Raw genomic sequence first — 16,121 nt, 5'->3', positions numbered from 1 at the left:
GGCCCGCCCCTCGCGATCCTCGCGGTGGGCCTGTGACGCCGAGCCGCGCGTCCGGCCGCGACGGCACCGGCCCGGTGGGGCGCGGGTGACGGGCGCAGAGGCGTGACCGTGGCAGCACGTGTCAGGGTCGCCAAGTGACGGGGAGGGTGGACGACGTGGTGGACGTGGTGGGGACGGGCTCGGCGGTCGACGCGAGCGGCGACCTGGGGCGGTCGGGCCTCGACGGCTCCGCGGCCGACGCGAGCGGCGACCCGGGGCGGTCGCGCCTCGACGGCTCGACGGCAGCGGCAGGGGCCGCGGTGCGCCGGGCGCGGGCGGCGTTCGAGCGGCTCGACGCGGTGGACCGGCCGGAGGTGTGGATCACCCTCGTGGACCGTGCCGACGTGCTCGCGGCCGCCGCCGACGTCGACGCGCGGGTCGCGGCCGGTGCGGACCTGCCGCTCGCCGGCGTCGTGCTCGCCGTCAAGGACAACGTCGACGTGGCCGGCCTGCCGACGACCGCGGCGTGCCCCTCGTACGCGACGTCGCCGGCCGGACGCCCCGGAGCGGCGACCGTCACGGCCCCCGCCGTGCAGCGGCTCGTCGACGCGGGCGCGGTGGTCCTCGGCAAGACGAACCTCGACCAGTTCGCGACGGGCCTCGTCGGCACCCGCAGCCCGTTCGGCGCGGTCCGGCACGCGACGCTGCCGGAGCGGGTGTCGGGCGGGTCGAGCTCGGGCTCGGCCGTCGCGGTCGCGCTGGGCGTCGCGGACGTCGGCATCGGGACCGACACCGCGGGCTCGGGCCGCGTGCCGGCCGCGTTCCACGGGATCGTCGGCATCAAGACGACGGTGGGTCTCGTGCCGACGGCCGGGGTCGTCCCCGCATGCCGGACGTACGACGTCGTCACCACGTTCACGCGTGACCTCGCGCTGGGCGCTCTCGCGACCCGGCTCATGGTCGGCCCGCACTCGTCGGACCCGTCGGGACGCACCTGGCCTGCCGACGCTCAGCTCGCGCTGCGGACCACACCTGTCGTCGGCGTCCCGCGTGCCGAGGACCTCGTCGTCCTGTCGCCGGGCTGGCGTGCCGCGTTCGACGAGGCCGTCGCGGCCGTCGTCGCGACCGGCGCCCGCACCCGGACCGTCGACGTCTCGGCGATGCTCGACGCCGCCACGCTGCTCTACGACGGCGCGATCGTCGCCGAGCGCTACGAGGCCGTCGGCGCGTTCCTCGACACGGACCCGGCCGACGCGGACCCGACCGTCGCCGCGATCATCCGCGCCGGCCGCGACGTCCCCGCGCACGCGTACGTCGCGGACCGCGCCCGCCTCGCCGCCGCCCGCGCGGAGGCGCTCGACACGCTCGACGGGTGCGACCTCCTGCTCCTGCCCACGACCACCGAGCACCCCACGATCGCCGCCGTGCAGGCCGACCCGGTGGGCCTCAACCGCCGCCTCGGCACGTACACGAACTTCGTCAACCTCCTCGACCTCGCCGCCGTCGCCGTTCCGGCGGGGGAGGCCGACGGCGGTCCCTTCGGCGTGACCGTCCTTGCCCGCGCGTTCGACGACCAGCTCGCCCTCGACCTCGCGGCTCGCCTCCTGCACCGCACCCATGAACCCTCCTCACCCGCCGCTCCCGCTCCCGCGGACACCTCGTCGCCCGTCTCCGCCCCGCTCGTGGTCGACGTGGGCGTCGACGTGCTCGTCGTCGGCGCGCACCTGCGCGGCCAGCCGCTCCACGGCGAGCTCGAGGACCTGGGCGCGCGGTACGTCGCGACCGTCCGCACGTCCGACGCGTACCGCCTCGTCGCGCTCGCCACGACCCCGCGCAAGCCGGGCCTCGTCCGGGTCGGTCCCGGGCACGGCGCGCCGATCGCGGGCGAGGTCTGGCGGGTCTCGCCGGGCGCGCTCGGTCGTCTGCTCGCGGGCCTGCCCGGCCCGATGAACCTCGGTCAGGTCGAGCTCGAGGACGGCACCTGGGTCGTGGGCTTCGGCTGCACCGCCGAGGCGGGACTGACAGGTGCCGACATCACGTGGGCGGGCGGCTGGGTCGCCGCCCTGCGAGCCGGGGCGTGACGACCGCGCCGGTCAGTGCCGGTGCCCGCCGCGGTCGCGTGCCGGGACACGCAGGCCCGACGCCCGGAGCCGCCGGATCAGCTCGCCCGCGCTGACCGGCTGCGCGCCCAGCGCGACCAGCTCGGTGAGCCGCTCGTCCGGCACGTCGTAGTGGTCGAGGTCGAACGCGCGCCGGGGGAGCCCTGCCCGCGCCGCGAACGCGTGCAGCTCGTCGAGCGACGTGTCGCTGACGAGGTGCGCCCAGGTCGTGCCGTGCCGGGGCCACAGCGGCGGGTCGACGAGCACGGTCACACGACCGAGCCTAGGTGCCCCGTCGTGCCACCGCGTCGTCGACCCGTCCCGCCCCGTCCGTGGTGGCCGTCAGGCGGTGAACAGCCGCGATGCCTGGGCCTCCGCGTCGGCGTACGTCTGCGCCGCGCTGTGCATCGCGGCGCTGATCTGGTCGAGCGCCTGCTCGAGCCGGGCCTCCGTCGACGACCAGTTCGCGACCACGCCGGCGAACGCGGTCGCGGCGGACCCGCGCCACGTGCCCTGGAGATCGGCGAGCTGCCGGTGCATCGCGGCGACCTCGCTGCGGATCGACGCCGCGCGGGCCTGCACCCCCGCCGCCGCCTGCGCGACGTGCGCGCTGTCGACCTCGTACCTGCTCATGCGGATCCTCCTGGCTCGACAGGTCGGCCCTCGTGACGCGACCTCGTGAGCCACGACGCTAGGGAGCACCGCGGTGACCGGCGCACCAGGTCGTCGCGACCGGTGGACGCACCCGACGGCACCGGGGGCTGTGGACGGCTCGGCGGCGCGCCTGCGTCCCGCCCGCGCGTCGTGCGGGCGCGGCTACGTTCTCCCCATGGCCGTCTCCGACGTCGAACCCCGGGTCGACTCCGCCGACCCCGCCGCGCAGCTCGTCGCCTACCTCGACTACTACCGCGGCGCCGTCGAGCGGAAGACCGTCGGCCTCACCGCGGAGCAGCTGCGGACGTCGCTGCTCCCGTCCGGGTGGACCCCGGTGCAGCTTCTGGCGCACCTCGTGCACATGGAGCGTCGCTGGTTCGTGTGGGGCTTCCTCGGGGAGCACGTCGACGACCCGTGGGGCGACCACGCGGGAGGTGCCGACGGGGCGCGGTGGCACGTCGCCGACGCGGTGACCGCCGCCGACCTGGTGACGCGGCTGCACGCGGGCGGCCGGCGGACGACGGCGGTCCTCGCCTCGACGCCGCTCGACGCCCGCGCCGCGCTCGGCGGCCGGTTCGACTCCACGCCGACCCCGACGCTCGCGTGGATCGCCTTCCACGTCCTGCAGGAGTACGCACGTCACGCCGGGCACCTCGACATCGCGCGCGAGCTGGCCGACGGCACGACCGGCGAGTAGGGGACGACGGGGCGTCCGGAGCCGACGGAGCGTCCGACCGGGACGGTCGGCCTGCGCCGACCCGGCCCCCGCTCGACCGTGGTCGTCGAGGAGCGTCCTACCGGTCGCCGCTCGACGCGCGGACGGCGGCCTGCGCGGCCGCGTCGTCGGACGCCGCGAGCGTGGCGGTGTCGGCGTGCTGCGCGGCGAGCGCCTCGGCGTCGATCTTCGCGAGCTCCTTCTCGAGCCGCTGCTTCTCGGCCGAGAGGTTCTGCCGCGCGGGCTCCTCCCACGCGGCGCCGAGGGGCGACGAGAACAGCGACGGCCGGCGCAGCAGCTTGTCGAGGATCTTGAGCCGGGCGCGCACGTACGCCTCGACGGGCAGGTGGGAGTACTCGGCGCGCACGTCGTGCAGGTACGCCTTGTACCGCTGCGGCTCCGCGGCGAGCATCGCCAGGTCGGCGTCGCACAGGACGGCGCAGTCGAAGTCGGCCGGGTCGGGGGAGTGCCGGACCAGCGCGACGACGAGGTCGTGCACGCGCTGCGTCGCACGCTCGGGCACGCCGAGGCGCGTCAGCTCGTCGACCGCGAGCCGGGCGCTCGCGATCTCGTCCTCGCCGCCACGGTTGGCGTACGCCTTGCGCTCGGCCGAGTCGAAGATCGCGCCGTGGTACCACGCGGCGAGCCGGACGAGGTCGGGCTCGTGCGTCTCCTCGACGAGCTCGTCGACCCGGACCAGCACGTCGACGAGGTGGCGGAGGTTGTGGAAGTCGCGGCCGGGTGCGGACCACCTGTCGACGAGCGACTGCCCGACGTCGCGGATCTCCTCCGTCGTCGCTGTCGCTCCGGCTCCCTGTGCGCTGCGCTGGAACGCGGACAACAGCCACTGGGGTGCGTCGTGGACGCCCATGGATCAAGCCTCACGCCGATGGTCAGGACGCGCCATAGTAGAGCCTCCCGGCGACACCGGGAGGTCCGGTTCGTGAACCTCCGCAGGTGCGGAGGGCAGGAGGACGCGGACGGTCGTGCCGCCGCCCGGCGTCTCGGCGAGGCCCACGGTCCCGCCGTGCGCGGTGACGATCGCGGCGACGATCGCCATGCCGAGACCCGCGCCGCCCGAGTCGCGACCGCGTGACGCGTCGACCCGGTAGAACCGCTCGAACACCCGCGCGGCGTGCTCGGGGTCGATGCCCGGGCCGTGGTCGCGCACCTCCAGGACGGCCTGCCCGTCGGGTGCGGTGCCGACGGCGAGCTCGACGGGCGTGCCCGCCGGGGTGTGCTGCACGACGTTCCCGACGAGGTTGGCGACGACCTGCCGCAGTCGCGGCTCCTCGCCGAGCACGACGTGCGGCCCGGACGGCGCGCCCGGCGCGAGGGGCAAGAGCCGGGCGGCGCGCGACGGGTCGAGCGCGTGCAGGTCGCTGACCGCGTCGGCCGCGAGGACCGTGAGGTCGACGGGCTCGCGGCGCAGCGGGCGGTTCTCGTCGAGCCGCGCGAGCGCGAGCAGGTCGTCGACGAGGCCGCCCATGCGGGTCGCCGAGTCCTCGATCCGCCGCATGGTGTCGTCGACCTGCGCGGACTCGCGCAGCGCGCCCATCCGGTACAGCTCGCCGTAGCCGCGGATCGCGGCGAGCGGCGTGCGCAGCTCGTGCGACGCGTCGGCCACGAACCGGCGCATGCGCGCCTCGGACGCGGTGCGCGCGGCGAACGCCTGCTCGATCTGGGTGAGCATCCCGTTCAGCGCGGCGGACAGCCGGCCGACCTCGGTCTGCTCGGGCGCGGGCGGGACGCGACGCGACAGGTCGCCCGCGGCGATGGCGGCGGCGGTCGACTCGATCTCCCGCAGCGGGCGCAGCGAGCGCCGCACGGCCCACGCGCCGGCGAGCGCGCCGAGCAGCACGATCCCGGCCCCGCTCACGACGAGGACGAGCACCATGCGCTTGACGGTGCTCTGCACGTCACCGAGGGGCAGCGCGACGACGACCGAGCCGGTCGCGTCGTCGGCCGTCAGCGGGTACGCGACGACCCGCCACCGTGAGTCGTCCGTCGTCGAACCGACGGTGAACGGCTCGCCGCGCCGGGCCGTGGCCTGCGCCGCGGTGAGGTCGGGCACGACGGGGACGCCGTACCGCAGGCGTGCGGACCGCGACGGCGGGCTGACGTTCTCGAAGCCGCCGACCTGCACGCGCACGTAGTAGTCGCTCGGCGCGAGGCTGCTGCCGAACGGGGTGAGGGAGTCGAGCTGCTGCTGCGCGAGGCTCAGCCCCTCGGACTCGAGCTTCTCGTCGACCTGCCCGACCATGGTCCCGCCGAGCAGGGTCGCGCTGACCACGCCCGCGAGCACGAGGCCGAGGCCCACGAGGACCGTGATGATGCCGACGAGCCGGTGGACCAGCGGCACGGCGTCCCACCGTGCCCGCAGCGACGCGGGTCGTCGCGGGGCGGGCGCGTCGGGGTCGAGCGGCGAGGCCTGCGGCGACGGCGAGGACGCGGTCACGTCGACTCGCGCAGCAGGTACCCGACGCCGCGCTTGGTGTGGATGAGCGGCGGCAGCCGGTTGCCGTCGGCGTCGGTCAGCTGGTCGACCTTGCGGCGCAGGTAGGAGATGTACGACTCGACGATGTTCGCGTCGCCGCCCCAGTCGTACTGCCAGACGTGGTCGAGGATCTGCGACTTCGACAGCACCCGGCCGGGGTTGAGCATGAGGTAGCGCAGCAGCTTGAACTCGGTGGGGGACAGCTCGACGGGGTGGCCCGCGCGCACGACCTCGTGGCTGTCCTCGTCGAGCTCGAGGTCGGAGTACCGCAGCACGCTCGACGAGAGCTCGACACCGGGCGAGGTGCGGCGCAGGATCGCGCGGATCCGCGCGACGACCTCCTCCAGGCTGAACGGCTTGGTGACGTAGTCGTCGCCGCCGACCGTGAGGCCCTGCACCTTGTCGGCGGTGTCGTCGCGCGCTGTGAGGAACAGCACGGGGACGTGCTGGCCCTTCTCGCGCAGGCGGCGGGTGACGGTGAACCCGTCCATGTCGGGGAGCATGACGTCCAGGACCACGAGGTCGGGCTCGACGTCGCGCGCCAGCCGGAGCGCGGACCCGCCGTCGGCGGCGGCGTGCACCTCGAAGCCCGCGAACCGCAGGGACGTCGCGAGGAGCTCGCGGATGTTGGGCTCGTCGTCCACGACGAGGAGGCGGGCCTCGGGCTGGGCGGGCGCACCGGTCATGCTCCCAGTCTGGTCCCGGATCCTGGGTGTCGCCTGGGAGCGCGCTGCGTACGCGGGGCCGTGCCCGCGCTGGACTCGGACCACGTCCCGCCCGCCCGGACGCCGCGTGCGAGGTTCACCCTGCGGCACACGTCGCGTCCCGACCTGCGGCGGCGCCCCGGACGGCCCACAGGGCCCGGGTGACGCGGGCCGCGCAACGGGTACGGTGCTGCCTCGTGACTGCTGCCACGCCCCCCACCGCCCCGGTGCTCACGGTCGTCCAGCTCGACGCCGGTGTGCCGCTCGACCGCTTCGCCGGCTGGCTCGACGACATCGAGGTGCGCGTCGTGCGCGCCGACCTCGGTGAGACGACCGGCCCGGCCGACACCCTCGACGGCCTGCTCGTCCTCGGCGGCCAGATGTCCGCGCTGTCCGACGACGAGCCCGGCATCCGGGAGACCCGGACCCTGCTCGCGGACGCCGTCCAGGCGGGCGTCCCGACGCTCGGCATCTGCCTCGGCGCCCAGCTGCTCGCGGTCGCCGCGGGCGGCCGTGTGCACGTCGCCGCACCGCCCGGACGCGAGTCGGGCGTCGTCGACGTCCGCTGGCGTCCCGAGGCCGTCGGCGACCCGGTCGTCGGCGCGCTCGTCGACGCGGACGTCCCCGAGGACCACCGGTCGACGCCGATGCCGAGCATGCACGCGGACGCGATCGTCGACCTGCCGCGCACCGCGACGTGGCTCGCGCACTCCCGCCAGTACCCGTACCAGGCGTTCCGCGTCGGGACGGCGTGGGGCGTGCAGTTCCACCCCGAGGCGTCGCCCGCGACCCTGCACGCGTGGGCGGAGCTGCACGACGACGTCGACACCGCTGCGGTCGACGCCGCGACCGCCGAGCACGACGGGGCCGTCGCCCGCGCGGGGGAGACGATCGCCCGCACGTTCGCCGGTCTGGTCGTGGCCCGAGCGGACGACCGCACGCCCGCCTGACCCTGACGCGCCCGGGCCGCGTCGACCCGGACACCACGACGGCCGGCCCCCACCCGGGAGCCGGCCGTCGTCGTCCGTGCGGCGGACCGCCGCGTCACTGCTCGGGCGCGGCCTCCAGCTGCGGCGTCACGGGCGTCGTGCCGAGCGCCTGGGGCGCGCTGCCCTGCTTGAGCGCCGCGAGACGCGCCTCGACCTCGATCTGCGCGCCCGACGCCTCGAGCTCGGCGAACTGCGAGTCGATCGACGACGCCGCGAGCTCGGCCTGCCCCATCGCGTAGGCCTCCTCGCGCCGCACCTTCTCCTCGAACCGCGCGAGCTCGCTCGTCGGGTCGAGCACGTTGATCGACGAGATCGCGGTCTGCACGGTCTGCTGCGCCTGCGCGGACTTCTGCCGGGCGACGAGCGTGTCCCGGCGCGTCTTGAGCTGCCCGAGCTTGTCCTTCATGAGCCCCAGGCCCGACTTGAGCTTCTCGACGGTCTCGCGCTGCGACGCGATGAGCGGCTCGGCCTCGCGGACCTCGCCCTCGGCCTGGATCTGCTTGCCGAGCGCGACCTTCGCGAGGTTGTCGAACCGGTCGGCCTTCGCGACGTCGCCCGCGGCGCGCGCCTGGTCGGCGGCGGTCGACGCGGCGAGCGCCTTGCCGCCCCACTCGCGGGCCGCGGCGACGTCCTCGTTGTAGTCCTGCTCCGCGAGCCGCAGGTTGCCGATCGTCTGCGCGATGGCCTTCTCCGCCTCGGCGATGGAGCCGGTGTAGTCGCGGACCAGCTGGTCCAGCATCTTCTGCGGGTCCTCGGCCTGGTCGATCAGCGCGTTGATGTTCGCGCGCGCCAGCTGGGTGATCCGCCCGAAGATGCTCTGCTTCTCGGTCATCGCCGTGCCTTCCCTCGCTCCGTGTCGTGCCTGGTCCTGCGCTGGTCGTGCTGCTCGTGCCGCGCCCGTGCCGTCCGGTCGACGGTCGTCCGCGCGTCCTGCCGGGCGTCCGGGCCCGCTGGTCAGAAACCGCCGCCGAAGCCGCCGTCCCCGAACCCGCCGCCGTCGAAACCGCCCCCGCCGCCTCCTCCGCCGCCGCCGCCCCAGCCGCCGCCGCCGCGCAGGATCGAGTCGAGCAGGATGCCGCCGAGCACCATCCCGCCGACGCCGTTGAGACCGCCGCCGCCCATGCCGCGCTGGCCGGTGCTCTGGTACCGGTAGGCGTCGGCCTGCTCGACGTCCGCCTGCGCGAGGTGCTGCGCGTCGGCGACGAGCTGCTCGGCCCGCCGCGCCGACTCCAGCGCGGCCTCGGGCTCCGTCCCGGCCTGGTCCTCCGCCTGCCGGTACCAGCGCTCGGCCTCCGCGAGCCGGGTCCGTGCCTCGGGTCCGACCGCACCGCGCCGGGTCGCGACGAAGTCGCTCGTCGCGCGCAGCGCCGACCGCAGCCGGCCGAGCGTCTCGTCGAGCAGGCTGCGCGCCCGGTCCGCGCGCTCGCGGGCCTCCCGCAGGGGCGCGAGCGCGGCGTCGATCGCGGCCTCGGCCTCGGTGATCGTGCGCAGCGCCGCGAGCGGGTCGCCGTCGCCCGTCCGGGCCGTGCGCGCGGTGGCGATCGCGGCGTGCGCCGCCTCGACGCGCGGGGCGACCTCCGGACGGCCGGGGCCGAGCCGCTGCGCGTCGGCGATGTCGGACGTGATCGACGCGATCGCCGCGTCGAGCCGCGGACCCGCCGACGCGAGGTCCGTGCCCGCGTGGTCGACCGCGTCGAGCAGGACGCGCGCCTGCCCGAGCGCCTCCTCCGCGGCCCGCGCGTACCGGACCGCCGTCGCGCGGTCGCCCTGCTCGAGCGCCGCCCGGCCCTGGGTGAGCGTCGCGCCGGTCTCGTCGAGCAGCAGGCGCGCCTGGTCCGGGTTGTGCACGACCGACGCGAGCGCCGTCGCCGGGTACCGGGCCTGGAGCGTCTGGAGGGTCGCGCGGGCCGTGTCGACGCGCGTCTGCAGCGCCGCCGCCTCGCGCGCGTGGGCCTCGATCGCGTCGCCCGCGCGCGACTCCACGTCGCGGAGCTGGTCGAACGCCGACTTCTGCGCGTCGAGCGCCGCCGAGACCTGCGCGACCGTCCGGATGATGCGCGTCGCCGTCTCGCGGACCTGCGGCTCGGTGTCGGGGATGTCGTCGTCGAGCGTCTGCCGCAGCCGGAAGGCCTCGGTGACCTGCTGCTTCGCGCCCGTGAGCACCTGCTCGAACTCGCGCGTCGCGTCCGGACCGAACTGGGCCTGCGCGAAGCCGAGCTCCTCCTCCGACGTGCGCAGCGCGTCGTCGATGCGGACCAGCGCCGACGACGACCGCTTGTCGAGCTCGGCCGTGGGGAGCGCCGCGAGCTCGTCGACCGGCCCTGCGGCCTGCTGCTGAGGGGGCGGCCCGATCTGCCGGTCGCGCCGGCGACGCAGGAACGCCGACAGCACGAAGAACCCGCCGATGACGACGAGGCCGAGCAGCAGCACCCCGCCGAAGCCGAACCCGCCGCCACCGCCTGCACCCGTCGCCGACGCGCGCAGCGAGTCCGCGGTCGCGACCGCCGCGCCCGCCCAGTCCTCCTGCGACAGGTGGTCCTCGGCGGCCGTCGCCGCCGCCTGGACCTCGCTGCTCGACAGGTCGCCCGTCTGCTGCGGGACCAGCGCGTACCGGCGCGCCTCCGTCGCGACCGCGAGCACGAAGTCCGACGGGCCCAGCCCGGACTGCGCGGCCGTCGCCTGCGCCCAGTCGACCGGGTTCTGCCCCGCGAAGTCCGCGACGTAGACGACGTACAGGTCGTAGGGGGTCGCGTCGGACAGCTCGTCCAGCGCCGCCTGGACCTCGCCTTCCGACCCGTCCAGCGCGCCGACCTCGTCGGTGATGTCCGCCGTGATCGACACCGGCTCCGCCGTGCGCAGCGGCACCCCGGCCGCCGGGGCGGCCACGAGCGCGGGCACCACGAGCGCGGTGACGGCGAGGGCGAGCGCGGTGGCCGCGCGCGCGGGAGCGACGAGGGGCACGAGCGACGACGCGCGGGACCGGGAACGCACGCGACGATCCTTTCTCAGGGTGGTACCCGCCGCAACGACGCACGGCCCGTCCGGGTTCCCCGCGCACCGGTGCCACCGCGGCGGAGGTCGTCCGTGGCGCGTCGTCGCAGGTCAGCGCGGCGCGCCACGTTGACCGCGGGGACACCACGGTGGGAGGGTCGTCGCACACAGCGGGCGCACAGGAATCGTCGTGCCCGCGCGGACCCAGGGAGCGGACGCCGTGCCACGGAGCAGCCGGGCGAGCCACGTCGCCGCCGTCGCGGTCCTCACGCTCCTCGGACTCGTCGCCGTGACCGCCCCCGCGCACGCCGCGGGAACGGCCGACCGCGCCCCGACGCGCGCCGCGGCACCCGTCGACCGTGCCCCGACGCGGGCCGCTCTCGGCCGGGACGCGGCCACGGTCGGTCCGGGCGTCGCCACGACGAGCCGGGTCGTCGTCGCGGACGCGCCCGACGCCGACGGTCGGGAGTCCCGCACCAACGCGTCCGACGACCGCGAGCACCTCACCGCCGCCATCGCGCACGTCGTGGACGACGTCGTCGGCGCCGTGCACCGCACCCGGTGCGACGTCGCCGCGAGCCTCGCCTTCCAGCGGCACGCCGTCGCGGCGTGGTGGTCGGCGTCCGCACCCGCATGGGTCCGCGACGCGGCACGCGTCGGGCCGGCGCTCTGGGACCTCGGCCGCTCCGTCGCCGACCTCATGCGCTCCCAGGCGGTGCAGTGGCTCTCCTGGATCACCGACGACGCCCGCGTCGCCACCCGCTGACGGGGACGCCTGCGCGTTGACCGGGAGCCTGCGGCGGGCGACCGCCCTCACTCCCTGCTGCGCTACGTCGAGATCCCTGTGCTTGTGGTCGGATCTCGACTGCGCTCCGTAGGTGGCGAGTGCGGCCCGGGGCCCCCTCACCCCTTGCTGCGGGACGTCGAGATCCCTGTATTTCTGGTCGGATCTCGACTGCGCTCCGTAGGTGGCGAGTGCGGCTGGCGCCGCCCTCACCACCTACTGCGCTACGTCGAGATCCTCCGCATCGACGATCGAGTAGGCGTACCCCTGCTCCGCCAGGAAGCGCTGGCGGTGGGCCGCGAACTCCTGGTCGACGGTGTCGCGCGCGACGACCGTGTAGAAGTGCGCGGTCTTGCCGTCGGACTTGGGGCGCATGATCCGGCCGAGGCGCTGCGCCTCCTCCTGACGGGACCCGAACGACCCGGACACCTGGATCGCGACGGACGCCTCGGGCAGGTCGATCGAGAAGTTCGCGACCTTGCTCACGACGAGCTTGTGGATCTCGCCGGCCCGGAACGCGTCGAACAGGCGCTGCCGCTCGCGGACCGTCGTCTCGCCGGTGATGAGGTCGGCGTCGATGTGCTCCGCGAGCTCGTGCAGCTGGTCGAGGTACTGGCCGATGACGAGCACCTGGTCGCCCTCGTGCTGCGCGACGAGCCGCTCGACGACCCGGTTCTTCCCGGCGGCCGTCGCGGCGAGGCGGTACTTGTCCTCGGGCTCGGCGGTCGCGTAGAGCATGCGCTCGTGGTCGGGCAGCGTCAGGCGGACCTCGATGCAGTCGGCGGGGGCGATGTAGCCCTGCGCCTCGATGTCCTTCCACGGCGCGTCGAACCGCTTGGGGCCGATCAGGCTGAACACCTCGTCCTCGCGGCCGTCCTCGCGGACGAGCGTCGCGGTCAGGCCGAGCCGCCGCCGAGCCTGCAGGTCGGCGGTCATGCGGAAGATCGGCGCGGGGAGCAGGTGGACCTCGTCGTAGACGATGAGGCCCCAGTCGCGCGCGTCGAGCAGCTCGAGGTGCGTGTAGACGCCCTTCCGCTTGGTCGTCAGCACCTGGTAGGTCGCGATCGTGACGGGCCGGATCTCCTTGCGGGCGCCCGAGTACTCGCCGATCTCGTCCTCGGTGAGCGTCGTGCGCTTGACGAGCTCGTCGCGCCACTGCCGCGCGGACACGGTGTTGGTGACGAGGATCAGCGTCGTCGTCGACGACCGCGCCATCGCGCCCGCGCCGACGAGCGTCTTCCCCGCGCCGCAGGGCAGGACCACGACGCCGGACCCGCCGTGCCAGAACGACTCGACCGCGTGCTCCTGGTAGGGGCGCAGGTGCCAGCCGTCCTGCGCGAGGTCGATCGCGTGCGCCTCGCCGTCGACGTACCCCGCGAGGTCCTCGGCGGGCCAGCCGAGCTTGAGCAGCACCTGCTTGAGGTGCCCGCGCTCCGACGGGTGCACCACGACGTCGGCCTCGTCGATCCGCGCACCCAGCAGCCCGGCGGTCCGCTTGGACCGCATGACCTCGGCGAGCACCGCGGCGTCGAGCGCGTGCAGGACGAGGCCGTGCACGGGGTGCTGGACGAGCTGCAGCCGCCCGTAGCGGGACATCGTCTCGGCGACGTCGACGAGCAGCGCGTGCGGCACGGGATAGCGCGAGTACTCCAGCAGCACGTCGACGACCTGCTCGGCGTCGTGCCCGGCGGCGCGCGCGTTCCACAGTCCGAGCGGCGTCAGCCGGTACGTGTGCACGTGCTCCGGCGCGCGCTCCAGCTCGGCGAAGGGGGCGATGGCCCGCCGGCAGGCGTCGGCCTGGTCGTGGTCGACCTCGAGCAGGAGCGTCTTGTCGCTCTGCACGATCAGCGGGCCGTTCGTCACGTGGTCTCCTTCGCCTCGTCGGCGGCAGTGGTGTCGCCCGGGGTGCCGGGCGGGTCGTCGTCGGCGCTCTGGACGGACGCGATGCGGTGCACCGCGACCGTCAGCTCGGCCTCGCGCGCCGGGTCGACGGCCCGCAGCCGCCCGCCCTCGACGTGCACCGGTCGCAGCAGCCGCCGCTCGGGCACGCCCTGCGACCCGACGAGCTCGACCCACACCGTCGAGCGCTCCGCGGCCGCCTCGCGCAGCAGCACCAACGCCGCCGCGGGGTCCGCTGTTCCCTCGCCCCCGACGACAACGCCCGCGCGCGTCCCGGCCGCAGGCCCCCCGGGGGCACCGGTCGCCGGACCGGCGCCCTCGGCACCGCCGCCCGGCCGGGTGCCCGCGGGCGCGGCGCTGCGGGCGCGCACCGCCGCCCGCCCGGCGTACGACCCGGCGGCCTCGCCACCCGCCGAGCCGGGACCGGACGCGGACGCGTCCTCGTCCGAGCCGCGCGGGCGCGCACCCCGCGGACCGGCGGCCTCCGCCGCGGACGGCCCGCCCGTCGCGGACGCTCCGCCCGGGGCCGGGACCGTCCCGTGCACCGCCTCCCGCCCGCCGTGCGTGAGGTCGCGGGCCCGCGCGACGCGGTCGGTGACCTGCTCGGCGTCGGCACGACGCAGCTCGGGCACGAGCGCGGCGAGTCGCTCGTCGGGCAGCGGCTCGCGGAACGCGGTCGGACCGGTGGGGGCGACGGCCGCGCTCGCCCGACGGCGGGCCGCCGCCGCACCGCGCCGCCCGACGCGTCGCACGACGGGCGCGAGGTGCAGGACCTCCCCGTCGGGCCCCTCGGTGACGGGCGCGAGGCCGCGCTCGCGCAGCGTCTCGACGAGCTCGCGGGTGCTCGCCTGCGCGGCCAGGACCGTCGGGGCGAGCGCGACGAGGCCGAGGTCGGCGAGGCGGGGGTCGTCGACGAGGCCCGCGAGGAGGGCCGGGTCGTCCGCGCGCACGTAGCTCGACGCCGTGCCGGCGCGCAGCCGGCCGTGGCGCCGGGCGGCGTCCCGGACCAGGTACTCCAGCGGCTGCGGGACGACGCCCCGCGCGTGCGCGGCGAGGTCCGCGAGCACCTGGTCGGCGGTCGCGCCCGCGTCGAGCGCGGCGCGCACGGTCGTGGGCGTGAACCGCACGGTGAGCGCGCCGCCGCGGGACTCGACGTGCGACGTCGCGTCGAGCAGCGCCTCGAGCGCGGGGCTCGGGCGGCCCGGCACGATGCCGGTGAGGTCGCCCTGGAGCAGGACCTCGTCGACGGCCGGGGGCAGCGCGGCGGCGAACGTCTCGGCCGCGGCCGTGTCGTCGGGGGGCGAGTCCAGGAGGGCGCGGCCGGCCTGTGACAGCGCGCCCGCCCCGAGCACGCCGAGTCGACCGGCCTCGACGAGCACCGCGGTGACGGCGGGCTCGGGCGGGACGGACCGCGGCGCGCGCCAGCGCAGGACGTCGAGCACCTGGTGCGCGGTCAGCGCGACGCCGTCGGCGTCGGCGAGCACGCCCAGCACCGAGCGCCGCAGGCGCGGGGCCCACGTGCGGTGCAGCTCCGGGTCGAGGGCCGCGCGGACCGCACCGCGCTCGTCCCGGCTGCCGACGAGCCACGGCGTGCGGGGCGTGCTCAGCCAGGTCCGCACGAGGACCGCCCAGCGGGCGGGCACGTCGAGCGCGGCCCAGTCGTCCAGGTCGAGCGTCGGCACGAACGACGGCGACTCCTCGCCGTCGTCGGCCACGAGCCCGGCGGCGCCCGCGAGCTCGACGACGAACGCCGCCTCGGCCTCGTCGACCTCGAGCGTCGTCGCGACCCGGCGCAGCTCGCGCACGCCCAGCCCGCCGGACCGCAGCACGGGTGCGGGCGCGTGCTCCCACAGGTGCGCGAGCCGCGCGACGAGCCGCACGACGTGCTCGCCCGCCGCGACCGACTCGGCCGCGACCAGCGCGGGGGAGCGGTGCGGGGCGTCGGCCGGCACCGTGGGCGCGAGCGCGGGCGCGCGGTGGGTCCGCCCGCCGCGCAGCGCGAGGGCGACGCGGCGCGGGAGGACGACGTGCCGGCTGTCGCCGTGCACGAGGAGCCCGCGCCGCAGCAGCCACTGCACGGCGCCCGCGGTCGCGGTCGCGTTGGTCGGGGCGAGGCCCACGGGCGGCCCCCACAGCAGCGCGTCGATCACCTGGCGCGCGCCTGCCGGGGCGTCCTGCAGCAGCGACCGGACCTCGGCCGGGTCGTCGGGGACCGCGGACCCGCGGCCGTCGGCGTGGGTCTCGGTGCGGTGGTGCTCGACCGGGGCGAGGCCGGCCGGGTACGGGCCGAGCAGCTCCGCGAGGCCGGGGGCCGCGTGCAGCGGCGCGTCGTCGGCCGTCGACCGCCGCCGGCCCGCGCGTGCGGCGGGCTCCGGCACGTCGGGGTGGATCAGGGCCCGGGCCTGCGCGTCGGCGAGCGCGGCGTCGACGAGCGCGGCCGCCGCGGTGTCGTCTCCCGCGACCGCGGCCCGCACGGCCGCGGCCGTCACGGGGCGCTCCGCACCCAGGGCGACGACGGCCTCGACGACCTGCAGCACGGCCGCGTCGACCGCCGCGAGCGCCCGCTCGAGGCTCGCCCGGCTGGTCGCCCGGGCCGCGAGCGACGACAGCGTGGAGGGGGACGGCGACGCCAGGTCCGGGCGCAGGCGCAGGAGCGTGACGAGGTCGTCGTCCCCGCACGCGCGCAGGTACCCGGTGAACGTGGCCATCCGTCCCACGATACGTGCCCCCTCCTCGCGGTGGGCGGGGGCCGGGGTCGCGCTCCACCGCTCGGCCGAGCGTCGACGGCGGGGACGGGCGGGCGACGACGA

13 protein-coding genes are annotated in these 16,121 nt (G+C 76.4%); 4 read left to right on the top strand and 9 right to left on the bottom strand.

From position 1 onward, the window contains the following. Positions 1-134: 134 nt before the first annotated feature. Entirely contained in the window at positions 135-2,060 is a 1,926-nt protein-coding gene (gene atzF / locus OOT42_RS16860; protein WP_273652306.1) for an allophanate hydrolase, read from the top strand. Between the two features lie 12 nt (positions 2,061-2,072). Here the strand turns inward: atzF and OOT42_RS16855 are convergent, their stop codons facing one another. Both OOT42_RS16855 and OOT42_RS16850 read right to left on the bottom strand, forming a co-directional pair. After that, a complete protein-coding gene (locus tag OOT42_RS16855) occupies positions 2,073-2,351 on the bottom strand; it encodes a DUF4031 domain-containing protein (RefSeq protein WP_273652305.1) in 279 nt (92 codons plus the stop codon). 69 nt (positions 2,352-2,420) lie between these two features. Next, positions 2,421-2,711: a WXG100 family type VII secretion target gene (locus tag OOT42_RS16850; protein WP_124341363.1), complete on the bottom strand. Its 291-nt coding sequence runs from the start codon at positions 2,709-2,711 to the stop codon at positions 2,421-2,423. Between the two features lie 196 nt (positions 2,712-2,907). On the opposite strand from OOT42_RS16850, the gene OOT42_RS16845 reads away from it, so the two are divergent. Continuing rightward, positions 2,908-3,429: a DinB family protein gene (locus OOT42_RS16845; RefSeq protein WP_273652304.1), complete on the top strand. Its 522-nt coding sequence runs from the start codon at positions 2,908-2,910 to the stop codon at positions 3,427-3,429. Positions 3,430-3,526: 97 nt separating this feature from the next. Here the strand turns inward: OOT42_RS16845 and OOT42_RS16840 are convergent, their stop codons facing one another. The 3 genes from OOT42_RS16840 to OOT42_RS16830 are packed head-to-tail and all read right to left on the bottom strand — an operon-like array spanning position 3,527 to position 6,630. Next, positions 3,527-4,318 carry an HD domain-containing protein gene (locus OOT42_RS16840; RefSeq protein WP_273652303.1) on the bottom strand — a complete coding sequence of 264 codons (792 nt, stop codon included), beginning with the start codon at positions 4,316-4,318 and terminating at the stop codon, positions 3,527-3,529. 3 nt (positions 4,319-4,321) lie between these two features. Then, positions 4,322-5,905: a sensor histidine kinase gene (locus OOT42_RS16835; protein WP_273652302.1), complete on the bottom strand. Its 1,584-nt coding sequence runs from the start codon at positions 5,903-5,905 to the stop codon at positions 4,322-4,324. Then, positions 5,902-6,630, bottom strand: a complete 729-nt coding sequence (locus OOT42_RS16830) for a response regulator transcription factor (protein ID WP_273652301.1) — start codon at positions 6,628-6,630, stop codon at positions 5,902-5,904. Before OOT42_RS16830 ends, OOT42_RS16835 begins: the two co-directional genes overlap by 4 nt. A 215-nt stretch (positions 6,631-6,845) precedes the next feature. On the opposite strand from OOT42_RS16830, the gene OOT42_RS16825 reads away from it, so the two are divergent. Beyond that, on the top strand, positions 6,846-7,598 hold the full coding sequence (locus OOT42_RS16825; protein WP_273652300.1) for a type 1 glutamine amidotransferase: 753 nt from the start codon (positions 6,846-6,848) through the stop codon (positions 7,596-7,598). 94 nt (positions 7,599-7,692) lie between these two features. Here OOT42_RS16825 and OOT42_RS16820 read toward each other — a convergent pair whose 3' ends face one another. Next, on the bottom strand, positions 7,693-8,469 hold the full coding sequence (locus OOT42_RS16820) for a PspA/IM30 family protein (protein WP_273652299.1): 777 nt from the start codon (positions 8,467-8,469) through the stop codon (positions 7,693-7,695). A gap of 122 nt (positions 8,470-8,591) precedes the next feature. Next, complete coding sequence (locus tag OOT42_RS16815; protein ID WP_273652298.1) at positions 8,592-10,628, bottom strand: TPM domain-containing protein; 2,037 nt, start codon at positions 10,626-10,628, stop codon at positions 8,592-8,594. A gap of 220 nt (positions 10,629-10,848) precedes the next feature. Here OOT42_RS16815 and OOT42_RS16810 point away from each other — a divergent pair, with 220 nt between their 5' ends. Then, positions 10,849-11,394, top strand: coding sequence for a hypothetical protein (locus tag OOT42_RS16810; protein ID WP_273652297.1), 546 nt, complete (start codon positions 10,849-10,851; stop codon positions 11,392-11,394). 234 nt (positions 11,395-11,628) lie between these two features. Here OOT42_RS16810 and OOT42_RS16805 read toward each other — a convergent pair whose 3' ends face one another. Further along, on the bottom strand, positions 11,629-13,275 hold the full coding sequence (locus OOT42_RS16805; protein WP_273652296.1) for a DNA repair helicase XPB: 1,647 nt from the start codon (positions 13,273-13,275) through the stop codon (positions 11,629-11,631). After that, on the bottom strand, positions 13,272-16,019 hold the full coding sequence (locus tag OOT42_RS16800; protein WP_273652295.1) for a helicase-associated domain-containing protein: 2,748 nt from the start codon (positions 16,017-16,019) through the stop codon (positions 13,272-13,274). The genes OOT42_RS16805 and OOT42_RS16800 overlap by 4 nt, the downstream gene beginning before the upstream one ends. Positions 16,020-16,121 lie beyond the last annotated feature (102 nt).

Origin of the sequence: Cellulomonas fimi (assembly GCF_028583725.1) — a bacterium.
In the GTDB taxonomy this organism is placed as follows: domain Bacteria; phylum Actinomycetota; class Actinomycetes; order Actinomycetales; family Cellulomonadaceae; genus Cellulomonas; species Cellulomonas fimi_B.
This window is presented reverse-complemented; position numbering and strand designations above follow the sequence as displayed.